The organism is Paenibacillus sp. FSL H8-0122, from assembly GCF_038005345.1.
In the GTDB taxonomy this organism is placed as follows: Bacteria; Bacillota; Bacilli; order Paenibacillales; family Paenibacillaceae; genus Paenibacillus_AQ.
Genome location: NZ_JBBOTB010000001.1, coordinates 4678929 through 4698568 on the forward strand (window position 1 = coordinate 4678929; position 19640 = coordinate 4698568).

At 52.6% G+C, this 19640-nt stretch carries 15 protein-coding genes and 1 tRNA gene; 3 read left to right on the forward strand and 13 right to left on the reverse strand.

Annotated features, from left to right (window positions below; all coding sequences use genetic code 11):
* Nucleotides 1-63 precede the first annotated feature (63 nt).
* A complete protein-coding gene (locus tag NSS64_RS20190; RefSeq protein ID WP_341141296.1) occupies nt 64-828 on the reverse strand; it encodes a response regulator in 765 nt (254 codons plus the stop codon).
* A 256-nt stretch (nt 829-1084) separates the two neighbouring features.
* Here NSS64_RS20190 and NSS64_RS20195 point away from each other — a divergent pair, with 256 nt between their 5' ends.
* Nucleotides 1085-2317 (forward strand): AGE family epimerase/isomerase, encoded by a 1233-nt coding sequence (locus NSS64_RS20195; protein WP_341141297.1) that lies wholly within the window; start codon nt 1085-1087, stop codon nt 2315-2317.
* Nucleotides 2314-3489, forward strand: coding sequence for a glycoside hydrolase family 130 protein (locus tag NSS64_RS20200; protein ID WP_341141298.1), 1176 nt, complete (start codon nt 2314-2316; stop codon nt 3487-3489). The genes NSS64_RS20195 and NSS64_RS20200 overlap by 4 nt, the downstream gene beginning before the upstream one ends.
* A gap of 139 nt (nt 3490-3628) precedes the next feature.
* On the opposite strand, the gene NSS64_RS20205 is transcribed toward NSS64_RS20200, so the two are convergent.
* The 12 genes from NSS64_RS20205 to alaS form a co-directional block, all read right to left on the reverse strand.
* Complete coding sequence (locus NSS64_RS20205) at nt 3629-4690, reverse strand: LacI family DNA-binding transcriptional regulator (protein WP_341141299.1); 1062 nt, start codon at nt 4688-4690, stop codon at nt 3629-3631.
* 47 nt (nt 4691-4737) lie between these two features.
* Nucleotides 4738-6048 (reverse strand): ABC transporter substrate-binding protein, encoded by a 1311-nt coding sequence (locus NSS64_RS20210; RefSeq protein WP_445667805.1) that lies wholly within the window; start codon nt 6046-6048, stop codon nt 4738-4740.
* Nucleotides 6049-6050: 2 nt separating this feature from the next.
* The gene (locus NSS64_RS20215; RefSeq protein ID WP_341141301.1) at nt 6051-7949 is read right to left on the reverse strand and encodes a cache domain-containing sensor histidine kinase; all 1899 of its coding nucleotides are present in this window, start codon (nt 7947-7949) and stop codon (nt 6051-6053) included.
* Nucleotides 7950-8375: 426 nt separating this feature from the next.
* Entirely contained in the window at nt 8376-10574 is a 2199-nt protein-coding gene (locus NSS64_RS20220; RefSeq protein WP_340942730.1) for a methyl-accepting chemotaxis protein, read from the reverse strand.
* A gap of 346 nt (nt 10575-10920) precedes the next feature.
* A complete protein-coding gene (locus tag NSS64_RS20225) occupies nt 10921-12243 on the reverse strand; it encodes a peptidase U32 family protein (protein ID WP_341141302.1) in 1323 nt (440 codons plus the stop codon).
* Nucleotides 12244-12500: 257 nt separating this feature from the next.
* Entirely contained in the window at nt 12501-13433 is a 933-nt protein-coding gene (locus NSS64_RS20230; protein ID WP_341141303.1) for a peptidase U32 family protein, read from the reverse strand.
* Between the two features lie 47 nt (nt 13434-13480).
* On the reverse strand, nt 13481-14527 hold the full coding sequence (gene mltG / locus NSS64_RS20235) for an endolytic transglycosylase MltG (RefSeq protein ID WP_200869505.1): 1047 nt from the start codon (nt 14525-14527) through the stop codon (nt 13481-13483).
* 182 nt (nt 14528-14709) lie between these two features.
* Nucleotides 14710-15015, reverse strand: coding sequence for a DUF1292 domain-containing protein (locus tag NSS64_RS20240; RefSeq protein WP_341141304.1), 306 nt, complete (start codon nt 15013-15015; stop codon nt 14710-14712).
* Entirely contained in the window at nt 15008-15316 is a 309-nt protein-coding gene (locus NSS64_RS20245) for a DUF1292 domain-containing protein (protein ID WP_036696606.1), read from the reverse strand. Before NSS64_RS20245 ends, NSS64_RS20240 begins: the two co-directional genes overlap by 8 nt.
* Before the next feature lie 13 nt (nt 15317-15329).
* A complete protein-coding gene (ruvX, locus tag NSS64_RS20250; RefSeq protein WP_200869510.1) occupies nt 15330-15746 on the reverse strand; it encodes a Holliday junction resolvase RuvX in 417 nt (138 codons plus the stop codon).
* Entirely contained in the window at nt 15746-16021 is a 276-nt protein-coding gene (locus NSS64_RS20255; protein ID WP_036696603.1) for an IreB family regulatory phosphoprotein, read from the reverse strand. The genes ruvX and NSS64_RS20255 overlap by 1 nt, the downstream gene beginning before the upstream one ends.
* 337 nt (nt 16022-16358) lie before the next feature.
* Nucleotides 16359-18992, reverse strand: a complete 2634-nt coding sequence (gene alaS / locus NSS64_RS20260) for an alanine--tRNA ligase (RefSeq protein ID WP_341142856.1) — start codon at nt 18990-18992, stop codon at nt 16359-16361.
* Between the two features lie 509 nt (nt 18993-19501).
* On the opposite strand from alaS, the gene NSS64_RS20265 reads away from it, so the two are divergent.
* Nucleotides 19502-19578 (forward strand) — tRNA-Pro (locus NSS64_RS20265).
* Nucleotides 19579-19640: the final 62 nt, after the last annotated feature.

Consider the following 19640-nt stretch of genomic DNA (forward strand, 5'->3'; position numbering starts at 1 on the left):
CAATCACCTCTGGGGAGGTGAAGGGCAGTGCAAATGTGTTCGTATCATTCTAAGAGGCGCATATCATGATCTGTACCGGCCTTTATACTCCTTGGGCGTCATGCCGCACATCTTTTTGAACAGCTTATTGAAATAGACCGGATCACTGTAGCCGACTTTGTCAGCAATCTCATAATTCTTCAGGTCCGGATGATGGAGCAGCATCTTCTTGGCCTCCACAATGCGGATGCCGATCAGGTAGTCCGTAATGGTCTGCCCTGTCTTATGCCTGAACAGCCTGCTGATATAGCTCGCATTCATTCCCACGGCCTCAGCCAGCCGCTCAAGCTCGAAATTAAGCCCGTATTCCAGCTGAAGAATACTCTTCATCTGCTCTACCACATAATGCTCCCCGCCTTCAGAAGGCTGATGCAGCACTTCATCCGGGAGAGCAGCCGCAGGCGTCTGCCGGGTGGCCTCTACACTTTTGAGCAGATCATATAATTGTGCCTTATCAATGGGCTTCAGCAGATAATCAAGTACCCCGAAGCGCATCGCCTTACGGGCGTAGTCGAATTCACTGAAGCCGCTCAGTACAGCTATTGGCAGCTGCTTGAGATGCGCTCTCGCCTCTTCAATCAGCTTGAATCCATCCATTCTCGGCATCTTGATATCTGTAATAAGAAGATCGATCTCTTCCAGGCTTAGCTCCTGCAGATGGTTCCAGGCCTCAAGCCCGTTGCCGTATGAGCCGATTACCCTGACTTCCACATCCATTCTGGAAGCAATCTTCTCAAGCCCGCGGCGGATCACTTCCTCATCATCCGCAATCATGATCCGGATTACCACCCTATCGCCCCCGTCATTTTATCCGCAATGATAGCGTTATCATTAATTATAAACTTTACAGATCCAATAGAAAATGTGTCCATATCCACTTTTATAGTCTTCAATTTACTTCATCCATTTCCCGCTTGAATTCCAGCCCGAAAAGGGTTATAACATGGTTATATATAGTTATTATTATATACTAATATAATCATAACAATTATAAAAAAGACAACTCCCATACCAGCAAGCAATATTAAGGAGTGAACAGAACAGGATGAACAATGCAACCGAAGTGTGGCGCACCCGGCTGGAAGCAGAGCTGAAAGACAACATTCTTGGCTTCTGGATGAAGCAGACTGTCGACGAAACTCATGGCGGCTTTATCGGTGAGATGGACAACAAGCTGCAGGTGATACCCGGTGCAGACAAAAGCCTTGTACTGAATGCAAGGATTCTCTGGACATTTGCAAGTGCTTACAGAATCTATGGAACGGCAGAATATTTGACTATGGCGGAACGCGCCTATGATTATCTCATTCAGCATTTCACAGATCCCGAATTTGGCGGATTCTTCTGGATGGTGGATGAACACGGTGCTGCTTCCCAGCCTAAGAAGCAAATCTACGGACTTGCTTTTGTCATCTATGCCTTGGCTGAGTACCATCATGCCACCGGCCGGGAAGACGTCCTGCGCCAAGCCACCCAATTGTTCCATTTAATTGAGAAGCACGGTTATGACCCTCTTCACACAGGGTATATCGAAGCCTTGTCACGGGAGTGGGAGATGACCGACTCCCTAAGCCTCAGTTCGAAGGACATGAATGAGAAGAAATCCATGAATACGCATTTGCATGTGCTGGAAGGGTACACCGGTTTGTACCGGGTATGGAAATCAGAAGTGCTGGGACACAAGCTCGCTGAGCTGATCGAAACCATGCTGGAGCATATCCTGGATTCGGACGGCAAGCACTTCCATCTGTTCATGGATGAAGAGTGGCGGGTGAAGTCAGAGCTTATCTCTTTCGGCCACGACATAGAAGGAAGCTGGCTGCTCTATGAAGCTGCAGAGACCCTTGGGGACGAGGAACTGCTTGGGCGTGTGCATAAGGCATCCCTGTCGATGGCCGAAGCCGCGCTGGCAGAGGGGATTGAAGTGGATGGCGGAATCTGGAATGAGGCCGATCGTAGCGGCTTCATCGATAAAGCCCATGAGTCCAGAGACTGGTGGCCGCAGGCTGAAGCCATGGTCGGATTCTACAATGCGTATCAGTTAACCGGAGATTCGCGGTTCCTGGAAGCCGCTGAGAACTCATGGAGCTTCACAGAGAAATATATTATAGATCATAAGCTGGGCGAATGGCACTGGGGTGTGGATGAATCCCTGCAGCCGCTGGCCCATGCACCTAAGGTGAGCGCCTGGAAATGTCCCTATCATAACAGCCGGGCCTGCTTCGAGATGATTAGACGGCTTGGCGAACCATTACATGTAGAGGAGATTATTGAATGAGCACAATCTTTGAACAACGGAAGCAGGCGTTGACGCAGCGCTATGAAGCGCTCATCGGCCGCACCAATGAGAAGCTGCCTTACGGCAACGGTATTTATGACCGCTACAGATATCCCCTGCTCACTGCGGAGCACGCCCCCCTGATCTGGCGTTACGACTTCAATGAAGAGAGCAACCCTTATTTCGCAGAGAGAATCGGAGTGAACGGCGTATTCAATCCCGGCGCCATTGAGCTGAACGGCAAATTCTACATCGTAGCCCGTGTGGAAGGCAATGACCGCAAATCCTTCTTCGCTGTTGCCGAGAGCAGCAGCGGGGTGGACGGCTTCCGCTTCTGGGATCACCCGGTAGTGCTTCCCGAGACCGCAGACCCGGATATTAACGTCTACGATATGCGCCTTGTGCAGCATGAAGACGGCTGGATCTACGGCCTGTTCTGCAGCGAACGCAAGGACCCAGACGCTCCCCCTGGTGATTTGTCCAGCGCAGTTGCCCAGTGCGGGATTGCTCGCACCAAGGATCTCAAGACCTGGGAGCGTCTCGCCGATCTTAAGACCGGCTCCGCCCAGCAGCGCAACGTGGTCCTGCATCCAGAGTTCGTTGACGGCAAGTACGCCTTCTACACGCGCCCGCAGGACGGGTTCATCGACGCCGGTTCCGGCGGCGGCATCGGCTGGGGCTTATCGGAGCAGATTGAGAATGCTGTTATCACCCGTGAGACGATTATAGACCAGCGGTACTACCATACCATCAAAGAAGTGAAGAACGGCCAAGGCCCGGCCCCGATCAGAACTCCGCTCGGCTGGCTGCACATCGCCCATGGTGTCCGGGGCACTGCTGCCGGACTGCGCTATGTGCTGTATGCCTTCTTGTCTGACCTTGCGGAGCCTAACCGCGTAACTCATGCCCCAGGCGGGCATTTCATTGCTCCGGACGGCGAAGAACGCGTCGGTGACGTATCTAACGTTGTCTTTTGCAACGGTGTAATCGCCCGTGAGAACGGAGAGGTATTCATTTACTACGCCTCCTCCGATACCCGTATCCATGTAGCTACCACCACCGTAGACCAACTGCTCGATTATGTCATGAATACTCCTGAAGATCCGCTTCGTTCCTATGCTTGCGTTCAGCAGCGCATCGCTTTGATCGACCGGAATTTACAATTGAAATAACGCAAACAAGCGGAAACGGTACCGTCCTTTTAGAGGACGGTACCGTTTTAGCGAGAAATAGAAGGATAAGTTATCGTGTGCAACATATAAATTCTTATATTTCAGCTAAAGCTCCACTTTGCGGGGTTATTTTGTTGCTTCAAGACCGGGGTTTGCCTACAGAGTCCCGGTGGACGATATCTGCCGAGATCAGAATTTTCTCCAGCGGTACAGCGGGATTCTGGATACGCTTCAGCAGCTTCTCTACAGCTGCCCGGCCCATAGCCTCCTTAGGAACATGCACGGTTGTAAGCGGAGTAACCCCCCGCAGGGAATCCTCGATATTGTCAAAGCCTGTGACCGAAATATCAGCGGGAATACTAAGTCCGGCTTCCCGCAGCATTTCACTGACGTCGAGGGCTGTAAAGTCGTTCGCACACACAATTGCCGTAGGCAGCGTATCCGATTCTTTCCGGGTGGCTACCCAGCGTCTGAATTCGTCGCGGAGCATTTGGTCATCCATTCCCTCCAGCAGCAGTTCGTCACCTATGGCCGGGACCCTCAGATGATTCTCCTCCAAGGCGCTGCGGAACCCGATCCAGCGGTCACGGAAGCTGCGGGAGTAACGGATATTGCCGATAAAGTGAAATAGAGAATGTCCGGTGCCTATCAGATGATTGACGAGCCGGGTCATCGAATCGATGTTATTCGCAAATACAGTATCACACGGAATTAAAGCATCCTCATGGTCGATCATGACCAGCGGAAGCCCGATCCGGTGCACTTCGAGCAGGAGTGAGGTGGAGATCTGCCCTACTCCGATCAGACCGAGCAGGCCGTCAGGATTGAGCACATTAACGAAATTATCAGCCCGGTGCTCTGAAATAATCACCATGCCCAGCCCCTCCTGATCCAGCGCCAGCGCAATGCCATCGACGATCTTGCCCCAATATAGTGAATCCTGGGTCTGAGAGCGGATATTGGGCATCAGCACCAGCACGGACTGCTTATTGCGGTCTTGCTCTCCAGACAGGGAACGGCGCTTGGGACTTTGCACATAGGCGTTTTTTTGGGTGAAATATCCAAGCTGAGAGGCGGCTTGAATGACCCGCTCACGGGTGGTCTCATTGACCCCGTCCTTGCCGGAGAGCGATTTGGATACGACGAACTTGGAGACTCCAAGATGATCGGCTATTTTTTGCATCGTTACTTTTTTGGCCACAACACTACCTCCAGAATTTGATCTTGCTTGTTCGCAGCCCCCGGCGGTTACGGAGCAGACTGCTGACTCATACGCGCTTCCTTCCATTTCGCATTCAACTGGTCAAAGGACTTCTGCAGATCCGGTGCCGCGAGCACATCTTGAATATAATCGCCCGACCAGAAGCTCAGCTTCGTCCGGTTCGCCAAATCGATGAACGCATCCGTCTGCACCGTAGCCTCAACCAGCTTCGGATGATAGGAGAGGAACTCGCTGTATTGCTGTAAAGCGGGTTCGTCCGAACCCTTCGCCGGAAGAAACCCCCAGTCTCTCGCATACGGCGTTTCTGTAATGAAATACTCCAGCCAAGCCATCGCAAGCTCTTTATTGCGGCTGTACCTGCTGACCCCCATGAACCAGTCGGGATTCAGCGCAGCATAGTGGACCTGGTGATTATCATAGGGAAAAGGAAAGAAGCCGATATCCTCCGGTGAAGCACCTGCATCCATAATCTGCCGGATGGTCCAGTTCCCCTGGAGATACATGCCCGCTTCTCCTTTGGCCAGCCTGGCTTTGGAGATCTCCCAGCTGTTGGAGAATAGCTGTTCCTCGACATAGCCCTTGGCCAGCATCGTCCTGGCAATTCCCAGAGCCTGCCCCCATTCGTTACCGATCTGCCAGGGGCTGTCCTCATGGACCATATCATTCAAATAATCAGGGTTACCCGTCATATAATTAACCAGGTTATTGCCCCACTCCCGCAGCGGCCAGACTGCCCCGTAATTCATATACAGCGGGATAATGCCCGCCTGCTTCAGCTTGGCACAGGCCGCGTAGAACTCATCCAGCGTCTGCGGTACCTGCTCAATTCCCGCCTGCTCAAAAGCCTTCTTGTTGTAGACGATTCCGCTCGTAGTCGTACCTGTAGACAGACCGTATCGCTTGCCGCCAAAGGTTGCAAAGGTTGTGAATCGCTCCTGCGCCGCCAGTTCCCCGCTCAAAGGCTCGAAGAAAAGCTCCAGCTCCTTCGCAGGCAGATTGACCGGCAGCAACAGGACATCCCCTGTATCCTTGGTGGACAAGCGAACCAGGATATCCGTGGCATAGTTAGACAGCCCCTCGAATTCCACATGCGCCTCAGGATACCGCTTCCTGAATTCATCCGCGTAGTCCCTGAAGGTCCCATTCTCAATCAGGTCAATCCGGTTCGTCAGCATCACGATGGTCCCGGACAGCCCGGAAACCGCTTCCTCTCCGGCAGAAGCGGCCGGGACCGATTCCAGCCCTATGCTGCTCCGGCTGTTACAGCCGTTTGCCAGCAGGAGCAGCATTAGCAGCAGTACAGCATACACCGGAAAGCGTACAATCCTCCGTCTCAAGCTCATTCCTCCTTAAAAGGATCTTCCCTTCCATTCCCGGCGGCAAGCCCCGGCAGCGGCAATGACAAGATTACATCCGTACCCTCGCCCGGCTTGCTGAACACCTCAATCCCATAGGCCGGACCGTAATGAAGCTGAAGGCGCTGGTGTACATTGGCCATGCCAATCCCTCCATTAATGCCCTTCTTCGGGGGGAGCTCGTGCCGGAGCCGCTCCCTTAGCTTATCTAGTGTAACCTGATCCATTCCGCAGCCGTTATCACGGATATGGAACAGAAGCTTCTGCTCTGTATACTCACACTTGATGCTCAGCTGCATCCGGGACTTGGTATCATCCAGCCCGTGATAAGCAGCATTCTCAATAATCGGCTGAAACACCAGCTTAATCATGGAATAGCTGTCAAGCGCCTCGGGAACATCAATCGTCAGCTCAAATCTGCCAGGATACCGGCTGCCCAGCAGCTCCACGTAGTTACGCACATACAGCAGCTCTTGCTTCATCGTCGCCCAGCCGCTCAAGTCACTGGTGCTGTAGCGCAGCAGCTTCCCCAGGATAGAGATCATGTCAGCGGCTTCCACATCATCATTAATCTCTGCGGTCATCCGGATGGTTTCAAGCGTGTTATAGATAAAATGCGGATTGATCTGGCTCTGAAGCGCCTGCAGCTCTGCCTCCTTCTTCTGTTCCTCAATCCGGTAAATATCCTGGATCAATTGACGAATTCGGGCCAGCATACGGTTGAATTGATGCCCCAGGAGACCAATCTCGTCACGGCGTTTAATGCGGAAGGTCACATCGAGATCGCCGCCCTGCACTTTTTTCATCAACTGGATCATTTGGGTCAGCGGCTTGGTCAGGGCAAACGACAGAATGAGCGAGATGATGAGGGCCAGCACAATGATGATTAGAGTAGCGCCTATAGTTGCATTGCGGGTCAGCTTCACTCCACGGGTCAATTCGTCCACCGGTATGGAAATAATCACCTTCCAGTTCGTCTTGGTTGAGCTTGAATAAATATTAAGCCGGTCTTTGCCGGATACGGTGTCATAAAAGCTCCCGGAGCTCCCTTGCGCAGCACGGAATAAGGAGGACCGGGAAATATCCGCAGTCAGCAGCTTCTGCTCACTGTCATAGATGACTTTGCCCGCTTGATCCACAAGGATAGATTTCCCCCGGGTCACCTTGTCCAGCTCCGCCACCTGATTCTCCAGATTACTGAAGTTAGCCTCCACCGCGATCAGGCCGGCTGGCTTCCATAGCCCGTCCAGAATGGGACGCACCACCGTAAAGGCATATCGGGTACTCTGCAAATTGCTTGTATATGCCTGTGTTCCCAGCAGGGTCGCTTCTCCGCCGGAGCCCTTTACCTGCTCGCTCCAGAACCTGTAGCTCTGCTGCAAATCCAGCCGGACTCCCCCATCCTTGGCAGAATAATAACCATTCCCGTAGGCATCAAAAATATAGACCGAATTGGTTCCCCGCTTAATATTGTTAATAAATGATATATTCTCTTCGATGCCGCGCTGAATGGACAGCAGGAGATCCAAATCGCCGGGAGCCACCTGAGCCGTGTCCTGCTTGCCTTCCATCATCTGCTTTTGCTCATAATAGCGGTTCGAGCGGATCAGGTTCTGCTTAATCTCATTGACGTAGGCGGGCATGGAAGAAATCCGTTTCATATCTTCTATGTAATCATCGATGGAATCCATCATTTGATCAATCAGCTTCTCGGAATAGGCAATCGTGTTCGCCTGGATGGATTCGGAATAGCTCTTGAAGCTGATCACACTGATGAAGGACAGCGGGAGCGTAATAATGACCAGAAATACCAGGAACAGCTTGCGCTCCATGGACATGTCCTCGATATAAGACCACCAGTTGTGATTGCGTGCTGCTCTCATTCGGCCTTCTCCCTGGTTCAAATTACATAACTAATCCAGCAAACAACAATAACAAAAACCTAACAAAACCATTATACGCATTCGCTTAAGGATGTACAAGGAAGGAGGTACTGTCAGAAGAAAATAAGTTTCTATAAGCCAACGGGCAGGAAAGTTTGGTGGCTCCCTTGAATTTAGAAAAACATTTCCAGCAATGAAGACAGCATACGTTGTATCTTCGATCCCCGACCAAGGTGAGCCTTCTCTCACCGGTCGCTTGTAAGGGGCAGCATTGTTGCACTTTTTGCAGGATTCCTTTATAAATGTTACAGCTGTGAAGCATGAGGCCCATCTATCGGCGCAGCATTCCTAAACATCAACTAAAAAAGGGCGTCACGCAGCCGAATGCGGCTTGCGTGACGCCCTTGAATCAGAACAGCTCTGACATTATTTGATCGTAAACAGCGACAGCTTGCTCTCCAGCTGGGTGGATGCCCCTTGCAGCTTGTTCGACAAGGCTACCAGATGGTCACTGACATTCTGCTGCTCACTGCTGAGGGATGCCACCTCTTCCGAGGTTGCCGAGGATTGCTGCGCTACCGCACTCACATTCCCCATAGCATCGGACAGCACACCCTGCGAATGGTTCAGACTGTCGATGGCCCCTGTTACAGACTCCAGACTCATAATGAAGTCTTCCATCTGACCCTTCACGGATACGAAGATCTCACTGGTACTCTTCACGGACACCATCTGCTGCTTGAACAGCGGAGCCACTTCAGACAGGACAGCAACCGTCTCATCCATCTCCGCTACGATCTTATCTGTAATTCCGGCGACCAGAGCAATGGATTGCTTGGATTGGTCGGCAAGCTGCCGGACCTCCCCTGCGACTACCATGAAGCCACGGCCGGCTTCGCCTGCTCTCGCTGCTTCAATCGTTGCATTCAGAGACAGAATGTTCGTCTGCTGGGTAATATTCTTCATCACATCCAGCACCTTGATTACGGAATATACCGTTTCCTTGAGGTTATTGACTCTATCCACCAGAGCAGAGGTCATTTCACCTGTGCGTCCGGTCTGATCCAGCAGCTCTTCCAGCTGGACAGCACCCTGTCCGCTGGCTTCCCCAACTCCACGGGCTGCCTGATCCATCTCAGAGTTGGCTGCAATAACACTCTGCATCTGCGTAGCAATCAGGTCAGTCAGCTCATTGCCGCGCTCGGCTTCCTGGGCCAGACTTCCGGCACCGCCGGCAATCTCTTCCGTGGCCGCAGCAATCTCCTTGGCGGAGATCGCCGTCTTGCGCGAGGCATCCCCCAGCTCACCCGCAGTCTCAAGGACTTCGCGGGCTGTATCTGTAGTCTGGGCTACCAGCTCCGTAATCTTACCCATCATCATATTGAAGGAGGCCGACAGCTGGCCGATCTCATCCTTCGAGACATACTGCGTGCGGACACTCAGGTTGCCTTCGGCTCCCTCCAGCATCAGGTCCTTGAGGCGTGCCAGCGGCTTGGCGATCATCTGGACCATCCAGAAGCCGACAATCATGGCAAGCAGGGCTGCTGCTCCGGCAGCAAGGAAGGTGGTAAACAGAATCGGCGTGGCAGCTTGAACCAGTTCTCCCGTAGGAACTACACCGGCAAGCTTCCAGTCTGCCTTCTGCATCGGGTTGTATACAGCAAGGATATCCTTGCCGTTCTCATCCTTCGCTTCCGTGCTTTCATTGTTCACCTTGCTGTCCTTGATGAAATTCAGTGCGGTGGCTTTGCCGTCCTCTTCAGGCTGCGAGGAAGCTACTACCGTTCCATCCGGGGCAACGAGTTGAATCCGCGAGCCATCGCCAAGCTCTACGCTCTTGAAGGCTTCTTCCAGCAGGGTGCTCTTCAGCTCCAGCATGACTACATATGAGGCATTGGAGCCCAGATTCTTAAGCGTTCTGACCATCGCCAGATTCTTGCCGCCGCTGCCTTCAATGGCAGTAGGGAACCAGTAGTTCTGGGCGGATTTGGCTTCTGCCGTATAATAAGGCTCATAAGAGCTTGAATTCTTGACCACGGTCTTGTACCATTCCTGCGCTCTCACATCCTCGCCCGCGAGACCGGTGCTTCCGCTGGAGACGATCCCCATCTCAGGGTCCTCCGGAATGAGTGATATTGCGACGATATTGGCATCTGTTGTAGTCTGGCTGGACAGCTTCTTACTGATCGCATCCGTAGCCACGAACTTATCGTAGCTGCTCTTCGCCGAAGACAGCTCTGTCAGATTCGCCTGCATCTGTGTATCAAAATATAACTGAAGTGCGAGACTCTCATACTGCTTCAAGGTAATGTCCAGCTTCTCTGAGGTCTGAATAATCGTCTGCCTGTTCGCTTCAGACACATTATCTTTAATGGTATTCTTCGCTTTGTTGTAAGACAGAAGTCCTAAGAACAGGACCACCACCACGATAGAAGATAAGAAGATCAGGAACAGCTTCACCCCTACGGATTTGGTCGGGTTCACCCTTTTCACCTGGCGTAGCGAGCCGTTCAATACTGTCTTGTAATTTCTCTTCTCTGCCGTGTTGCTTGTTATCTGTGAAGCTTCTGTCTTCTGGGCCTTAGCCTTTTGTGTGCTCTTTGGCTTTTTACTGTTTTTCGCCACTTTTATCCTACTCTCCTTCGGTTTATCTGTCTTGTTGTCCGGATTGGGAGCTCCCATAACCATCACCTGCCCATCCCTTAGATTGGAAGACGTATGTAAGCGTTACCTGCCCTATATATCGGCACAAAGTCTCATTTTTCTTAGCATTATTTGCAAATTGCTTCAATACTCATATATTTTTGTCGAATTGCATAAGCAATTTGGCATATAATAACCCCACAAAGTGGAGCTTTAGCATCGATGTTTACTCAGGTACTTTACGGGGGCCCCAAAACACCTCCTTTTTTAGCATGCAAAAAAAAGGAATGCCCTTGTGTAAACGGGCATTCCTTAGTTTGTAAAGCCATTATTTTCGCTTGCGCATCATATCAAAATACGCAACAGGCTGATCTACCTTCATCCGCACACGCTGAAGCGGGTGACGGGCCACATCCAGCGGATTGCCGGCCTCATCCCACAGCTCTCCTACGGTCTGCTTGAAGAAGGTGTCATCCGGGCCGAAGAACTCCACTTCCTGTCCCGGCTTGAAGTTATTGCGCTGCTGAACGAGCGCCATCCCGCTCTCTGCATCATACTCCAGCACCAGTCCCGCGAAATCATACGGAGCCGCCTTCTCTTCCGGTTCATAGATGTGGTCCTCATGGTCCGGTGTGTCGTAGAAGAAGCCTGTATTCAGCGGACGGTTAGCCGCCTTCTGCAGCTCCTCCAGCCATTCGGGCTTCAGCACATACCCTTCCGGGTCGGCCATGTAAGCATCTATGGCTTTGCGGTAGGCATTCACTACGGTCGCCACATAGTGAATCGATTTCATCCGGCCCTCGATCTTGAAGCTGTCGATCCCGGCTTCAATCAGGTCGGGAATACTCTCCAGCATGCACAGGTCTTTCGATCCCATAGTGAACGGGTTGTCCTCGGGCTGATGCAGCGGCAGCTGGGTAATTCCGGGCTGCAAGGCCTGAGGCGCCTCAGCTTGCTCCTCTTCGGATACCCAGTTCCCTTCGGGACGGGCGTCTTCGAACAGATCATACTTCCAGCGGCAGGATTGGCAGCAGCCCCCGCGGTTGGAGTCGCGGTCGGTGAAGTGGTTGGATAATACACAGCGTCCGGAGTACGAGGAGCACATAGCGCCATGGATGAAGCTCTCGATCTCAATGTCCACATGCTGCTTGATCTCGACGATCTCCTCCAGGCTAGTCTCCCGGCCCAATACTACGCGCGGCAGACCTTCCTCCTTCCAATAGGATACTGCCTGCCAGTTGAGTGTGGACTGCTGGGTGCTTAGGTGCACCTCAAGACCCGGCACCAGGCGCAGGGCAGTATCGACAATCACCGGATCGGCTACGATAATCGCTGCAATTCCGGCCTCATATAAATTACGCAGGTATTCTTCAATCCCCGCGACATCTTCATTGTGAGCATAGATATTGGTGGCCACGAATACTTTGGCACCATATTTCTTGGCAAATTCAACACCCTCGCGCATTTCCTCGAAGGTAAAGTTATCCGCTCCCGAGCGCAGACCGTATTTCTGCCCTCCGATATAGACTGCATCCGCGCCATAATGCACGGCGAATTTCAATTTCTCTAGGTTTCCTGCCGGAGCCAGGAGCTCCGGTCTGTCCAGACGGTAACGCTTGCCCTTGAACTGGGGCTTGGTCATGGTTCCCATTCCTGTTCTCCTTTCGTTGTCTTTGCTGTCAAAAACCCACCTAAAACTTCCTATCAGATAGCACGTAACTGCGGAAAGCGTTTGGACTTCCGGCCGCTGTTGTCTCCAGATGTTTTTTTGATTACTCCGCTGAGCGGATAACATCCGGAGACAAAGGCGGTCGCTACCGCTCCTACAGTTCCAAACCTTCCCTCCGTTACTTCATCTTTAAGGTAAAGCTTTAAGTTCTCTTTTAGAACAGCAAAGATTTTTTTATATTAATAGACCTGCTCTTTGTAGAAGAAGCCGAACGACAGTTCACGCTCAGGGTCCTGCAAAGACCGGACCTCCTCCAGCCAAGACTCCTCGAATGCATATTCAGCGGGATCAGCGGCGTAGACGTCCATAGCATGACGGTAAGCCTTAACGACAGCCACGTTATAAGCCACCGGCTTCAGCAGACCCTCGATCTTCAGGCTGTGTACGCCAGCTTTTAACAAGAAGTGAAGATCCTCCAGAATGCAAATATCATCTGAGCTCATAATATGCGTGCCGTTCTCGTCTTCATAGATCGGGAACTTCTCATTCGGACGCTCCGCTTCAATCAGGAACAGCCCGCGCTCCTTACCCAGGCTTCCGCCATCGCTTGGACGGCCCTGGTGGGACATATAGCTTGCAACCAGCTTGCGCTTGGAATGATAGATATTCGTCATGCCGTGCACCTGGACCTGGGCTTCCACCTCAAGGTTAGGAACCATTTCGGTCATCTCATCCATATTGAGCTCACGGGCCAGAACGACCCGCGTGGCTCCCTTGCGGCCCCAGTAATTGGCTGTAGCATAGTTGGTCGAGGTCATTTCCGCATTCCAGTGCAGCTTCATTCCCGGCGCTTCGGCTTTGACGGCCGCCAGTACGGCGGGATCACCGAACTCTATCCCATCCACACCGAGCCCGCCGATCGCCTTCACATAAGCCGGAAGCTCCTCCAGCATCGTATTGGGAATCAATCCATTGATGCTTACATATACCTTACCGCCCCGTGCATGTGCCAGCTTAACTACTGCGGCGGTATCTTCAAGTGTAAAATGTCCGGCAAGACGCATACCAAAGCGGTCATCGCCAACCAGCAGCGCACTCGCTCCTGCATCCAGCAGCGCTGCAGCTTCTTCCAGAGAAGCCGCTGTCGCCAGCAGCTCCGGTGTGTTATTCATCGTGTTACCTCCTGTGCATTGCTCATCCTTACTATTGTAGCGGGTTCTTACGGATTTTGTTTGCTTTTTTGAATATTGGCTAAATGTTCCTTGTAGGTTCTGGCAAATAAATGCCCCTGTGAGCCGTCCTTCTTAGTGACATAGAAGAAATAATCCGAGACCTCCGGCGTCATTGCTGCTTCAATCGATGCCAGCCCGGGGCTGCTGATCGGTCCAGGCGGCAAGCCTGCCTGCTTATACGTATTATAAGGACTATCTACCTTCAGATCCTTCTCATACAACCGCTCTTTCTGCTTGTCCAGTAAGTACTGGACGGTAGCGTCGATCTCCAGCTTCTGCCCTTTATCCAGTCTGTTATAGATAATACCGGCCACCAGCGGACGTTCCTTGTCTACGACCACCTCACGCTCCACCAGTGAAGCTACGGTCAGCAGCTCATGCAGGGAGAGCCCGCGGTTCGCCAGCTTGGCCTTCCACTCAGGAATCGTATCCAGCTTCTTCACCAGCTGCTCCAGCATCGCCCCGATGACTTCCTGCGGGGTGCTGTCCTTAGCCAGTTCATAGGTCTCCGGGAAAAGATACCCCTCCAGCCGGTGGCGCAGCAGCGGATTGTCCGGAATCTCCAGCTTGCTTACGGCTTCCATGCCCTTACCGGAATCAATCAGCGCAAGGAAGACCTCCGGCTTCTGATTCCATGCAGCGGCCAGCTTCTCTGCCACCTGGACCGCAGTATACCCTTCAGGAATTGTAAAAGTAACGGTAGCTTCCTTCACAACATCTCCGGCATTCAACCGGCTGATCAGCGTATCGTAGGAGTCGCCGGGGCTTACCTGATACGTGCCGGCCTTGAAGCTGGAGCCCTCCTGGACCCATTTCAGATAGCCTTTGAAGAACAGGCTGTGCTTGATAATGCCCTCTTGCTCAAGCAGGTCGGCGATTTGCGAGCTTCCCATACCCTTCTCTATCGTAACCGTTACGGCCGGCCCTGCGGGCTTGACCGGCTGCATTCCATTCCAGATGTACCATGCTCCTCCTCCTGCAGCTGCTGCCAGGACCAGAATTAAGATAAGCACAGTGCGGATCACGGCTTTCAAATGTTACGCCTCACTTTCCGACTATAAAGTATAAAATTGTATTGTCCAAAATTCAACCTATTTTTATAGCATAAGCTTTTTTCAGGCAAACGGAAAGATCCTTCCGCTCCTCATAAGCAAAAAGAGCGCGGAAAAATTCCGCCCTCTTCCGTATCTGCCATACATGAAGTTGCCACAGACGCCTACTCGCTATCCGCAGGGAAGGTGAGCTCATCGTACAGCTCGGAAATATCCTCCCACTCTTCATCGTCCATAATGCTCTCCAGTTCCGGAAGTCCGTCCGGAGAAACTACGATGCGCAGAATTTCCTGCTCCGCAGCTCTTCCCGATCCGGCCAGAACGGCATAAGCACGGTCACCCACAGCAAATTCTGCAATAATATCGTAAACGGAAGACTTGCCCTGCTCATCCTCCAGTTCTACTGTTTCTCCATATACTTCCTTGAGCTTAGAAGTCCATACCGCCTGATCAGCGGAAAAATCAGTCATTCTCTGCTCCTCCATCCAGCTCGTCAACCAAGGTATTGAAGGTCTCCTCTACGATGGCCCACTCCTCGTCGTTCTCAATCATGAAGAGCTGCAGATCGTCGCCGTCTTCCTCATAGCGGAACGCGTAGACCTCATCTGTCTCCTCATCCTCGGAATCAAGCGGAACCACCATCATATACTTGGCATCCGATCCGTCCACTTCAAACTTCATGATGACCTCGAATTCCTCTTCATTACCTTCCTCATCGGGAATATAGATAATTTCCGGTTCCTCTTCTTGGCCGATCTGTTCGTTTGTCATATCCGCACACCCCTCACCTTTTACTGTTAGCATCCAAAAAATTTTGCAAAATCAGCGCTGCGGCCATTTTGTCCACCAGCCCCTTGCGTTTCTTCCGGCTGACGTCCCCGTCTATCAGCACCCGCTCAGCAGATACCGTCGTCAGACGCTCATCCCAAAGGTGTACGGGTAAATCGAGTTGCTCCCGCAGCTTATCTGCGAATTCGATGCAAATTTCACCACGGGGTCCTACGGAGCCGTTCATGTTCTTCGGCAGCCCGACAACAATCTCGCCGATTTCGTACTCCTTGACCAGTTCACGGATACGTTCGAATTCATTGCCGTTTCCGCGCCGCTCAATAGTCTCCAGAGATTGTGCTGTCCATCCGAAAATATCGCTTGTGGCGACACCGATTCTGCGGTCGCCGTAATCCAGTCCCAGCTTCTTCATCATTTGGGCTGGTCCACCCGATGATTGGCCAGATAGAAACGGACCAGTTCTTCGATCAGCTCATCACGCTCTTTCCTCCGGACCAAACTTCTCGCATTGTTGTGGCGGGGAATGTAAGCCGGATCTCCTGAAAGAAGATACCCTACGATCTGATTGATCGGATGATATTCTTTCTCCACCAGCGCGTCGTACACGGCGAGCAGTATTTCCTGGGGAGAGGCTTCCTTTTCGTCGCCCTTCACATTGAATTTGACCGTTTTGTCCATGGAGTCCATGTGGTGACACCTTCCTTCTGCAAAATCACCCTGATTCGGGCGGCTTCGCAAAGTTGCTGCTGTACAGCTCACTTGCTGCCCTCATCATAACATATTCATGCCCCAACGAGGAAATCCTGCCTTGGTTAAAGCGCTTTTTTTGGCATTTTGTCTACAAAACCAGATGTTTTTTTGGGTTTTAAGCTATTGCAAGCCCTGGGTCAATAATGAATAACCCCAAAAAATATACATTGTGTGAATAAAGCAGCGGCACCGAGAAATTGCCCTCAGCACCGCTGCTTCCCAACCCTTGATAGAAATCCACAGTTTCTTACAGACAAGAATTACTGCATACTGCTTAAGCCTGTGCTGCTACCAGTTCCTCTGCCTTCTTCAGGGCTTCGCCCAGCTTGGAAGCGTCCTTGCCTCCGGCCTGCGCCATATCCGGACGTCCGCCGCCGCCGCCGCCGCAGACGGCAGCGATCTCCTTCACCAGCTTGCCGGCGTGGAAGCCCTTCTTCACCAGCTCCTGAGGCACGGCGACCACGAAGTTCACCTTGTCCTCCATTGCAGCACCGAGCACCAGTATGGCATCCGGGAGCTTGGACTTCAGTTCGTCCGCTGTCGAGCGCAAAGCATCAATATTGCCGGCTTGCACAGAAACCGCAAGAAGCTGCGTTCCTCCGCCTACTGTGACTACACTGCTGGTCAGCTCTGCTGCGAAGGTTGCGCTCAGCTTGGACTGAAGCGATTCATTCTCGCGGCCCAGCTCGCGTACCTGGGCATGCAGCGCCTCGATCCGCTTCGGCACATCGGTCAGCGACGATTTCAGCAGGGCTGCCGATTGCTTCAGCAGGTCCAGCTGACTCTCCGTGAACTGATAGGCGTAACGGCCAGTCACAGCTTCAATCCGGCGCACCCCGGAACCGATGCCGCTCTCGCTGAGCAGCTTGAAGATTCCGATCTGCGCTGTATTAGACACATGGCATCCGCCGCACAGCTCCAGGCTATAGTCGCCGACTTGAACGACACGGACAACATTGCCGTATTTCTCTCCGAAGAGGGCCATCGCTCCCATGGCTTTGGCTTCATCTATCGGCTTATTCTCAATGACTACAGGAAGGCTGCGCCAGATCTGGGCATTCACCCGCTGCTCGATATCGCTGAGCTCCTCTGGAGTGATGGCTCCAAAATGCGAGAAGTCAAACCGCAGGCGTGAGCCTTCTACTAAAGAACCTGCCTGATTCACATGGCTGCCAAGCACTTCCTTCAGCGCCTTGTGCAGCAAGTGAGTGGCCGTGTGGTTCTTCACGATATCCTCGCGCTCCGCCCGGTTCACTTCGGCACGGACGGTATCGCCGACCTTCAGATCGCCTGCTTCCACCGTAACCAGATGAACATGCTGTCCGTGCGGTGCTTTAAATAGCCCAGTTACCTTAGCGGTCACCGATCCGCCGGTCAGAACACCGGTGTCGCTGACTTGGCCGCCGCTCTCTGCATAGAACGGTGTTGTCTCCAGGATCACCTGGCACTCGGCGCCTTCGCTTACTGTATCCTGAAGCGCACCGTCTACCACAATTGCCAGCACCTTGGACTCTGTTACCGTGTCATTATATCCAACAAATTCACTTTTAACCGTCAGCTCGGCGAGGGCACCGCCCTGAATCTTCATGCTGGCGCTGTCCTGACGGGCAGCTCTGGCCCGCTCACGCTGCTCCTGCATCGCGGCATCGAAGCCGGCGCGGTCAACGGCAAGCCCCTGCTCGGACGCGAAGTCCTCGGTCAGGTCAAACGGGAAGCCATAGGTGTCATAGAGCTTGAACGCATCGGCACCGGCAATGGTGCTCAGGCCGTCCGCTTTGGCTTTGGCACTGATCTCGCCGAGGATCGCCAGACCATCGGACAGCGTCTCGTGGAAGCGTTCCTCTTCCAGACGGATGATTTTGGCGATATATTCACGGTTCTCGACCACGGAAGGATAATATACGCCCATAATCTCTCCAACCGTCTCAGTCAGCTCATGCAGGAACGGGCGGTCCAGTCCCAGCGTCTTGCCGTAGCGTACGGCGCGGCGGAGCAGACGGCGGATGATATAGCCGCGTCCTTCATTGGAAGGAAGCACGCCGTCCCCGACTGCAAATGTAACGGTACGCACATGGTCGGCGATAACTTTTAACGCGATATCCTGTTCAACATTATCCTTGTAGGTTACACCGGCAAGCCCGGCGGTCTTCTGGATAATCGGCTGGAACAGATCGGTATCGAAGTTGGAATCCACATCCTGGAGAATGGAAGCGAAGCGCTCCAGGCCTGCGCCGGTATCAATATTCTTGTTGGGAAGCGGCGTATAGCTGCCGTCCTTATTATGGTTGAACTGCGAGAATACGAGGTTCCAGACCTCCAGCCAGCGCTCATTCTCACCGCCCGGATACATCTCCGGATCACTCATATCACTGCCGTACGCTTCACCGCGGTCATAGAAAATCTCCGAGCACGGGCCGCACGGGCCTTCGCCGATATCCCAGAAGTTCTCGTCGCCCAGCTTGATGATGCGTTCTGCGGGCAGGCCGACCTTCTCATTCCACAGCTTGAACGCTTCTTCGTCCTCAGCATACACGGTAACGGAGATCCGGTCGCCGTCGAAGCCGATCCACTCCTTGCCGGTCAGGAATTCCCAAGCCCAGGTGATGGCCTCTTCCTTGAAATAATCCCCGATGGAGAAGTTGCCCAGCATCTCAAAGAATGTATGGTGGCGGCGCGTCTTGCCCACATTCTCAATATCATTGGTGCGGATACATTTCTGCGAGTTCGTCAGGCGGGGATTCTCCGGAATCTCCCGGCCGTCGAAGTAGGCCTTCAGCGGCGCCATCCCTGCGTTAATCCACAGCAGCGAAGGGTCATTGTGGGGCACGAGCGAGGCGCTCGGCTCAATTCGGTGGTTCTTGCTCTCAAAAAACTGCAGCCATTTCGAACGGATTTCACTTGCTTTCATCATGTACAGCTCCCGTCTCTTCATTAAAATGCGGCACGCTGGCCGGAAAACACATTCTTGCCGTAACCGTTACACGAAAAATCAAAAACAAAAAACGCCCCTGAATATATATTCAGGGACGATGATTATCGCGGTACCACCCTGGTTATCGCCTTGATCCGTGAATCACGGACAACTGCAGACGATCGCCTTGTGCGGCTGTTAACGGGTGCCCCCGGCGGGATTGTCCCCGCACTCCGAAATCAGCTTTCGGCCGGTCTGTCTTCCAGGTTCTCACACCCGATGCGGACCATCCGCAAAGGAACCTGTTCTCTGATGAAGCATTCTCCGGCGTACTTGTTTTCATCAACGCTTTGTCCGATTTGCTTTTTAACATTTCAAGTATAGCCAGTGGGTGGATATCTGTCAATCAAGTACCGGGAAATTGATGGACAAGGCGGATAGCCTGTGCGAAAAAGTATATTTACAGCGCTTACAGACAGGCGTATAATTTACATTATTCATAGTGTCGAGACGTAGCTCAGCTTGGTAGAGCGCTTGCTTCGGGAGTAAGAGGCCGCAGGTTCGAATCCTGTCGTCTCGACCATATTCTGTTAAACCTAAAGTCTACCATACATTCAAGCAGAGCAGTGATTCTCCTATGTTGGA

Bases quoted from the DNA above. Each gene is read 5' to 3' on its own strand.
- NSS64_RS20245 (WP_036696606.1), bottom strand. From the start codon at position 15,316: ATGACAAACGAACAGATCGGCCAAGAAGAGGAACCGGAAATTATCTAT.
- NSS64_RS20200 (WP_341141298.1), top strand. From the start codon at position 2,314: ATGAGCACAATCTTTGAACAACGGAAGCAGGCGTTGACGCAGCGCTAT.
- NSS64_RS20215 (WP_341141301.1), bottom strand. From the start codon at position 7,949: ATGAGAGCAGCACGCAATCACAACTGGTGGTCTTATATCGAGGACATG.
- NSS64_RS20195 (WP_341141297.1), top strand. From the start codon at position 1,085: ATGAACAATGCAACCGAAGTGTGGCGCACCCGGCTGGAAGCAGAGCTG.
- NSS64_RS20225 (WP_341141302.1), bottom strand. From the start codon at position 12,243: ATGGGAACCATGACCAAGCCCCAGTTCAAGGGCAAGCGTTACCGTCTG.
- NSS64_RS20255 (WP_036696603.1), bottom strand. From the start codon at position 16,021: ATGGACTCCATGGACAAAACGGTCAAATTCAATGTGAAGGGCGACGAA.
- NSS64_RS20240 (WP_341141304.1), bottom strand. From the start codon at position 15,015: ATGACTGATTTTTCCGCTGATCAGGCGGTATGGACTTCTAAGCTCAAG.
- alaS (WP_341142856.1), bottom strand. From the start codon at position 18,992: ATGAAAGCAAGTGAAATCCGTTCGAAATGGCTGCAGTTTTTTGAGAGC.
- ruvX (WP_200869510.1), bottom strand. From the start codon at position 15,746: ATGAAGAAGCTGGGACTGGATTACGGCGACCGCAGAATCGGTGTCGCC.
- NSS64_RS20230 (WP_341141303.1), bottom strand. From the start codon at position 13,433: ATGAATAACACACCGGAGCTGCTGGCGACAGCGGCTTCTCTGGAAGAA.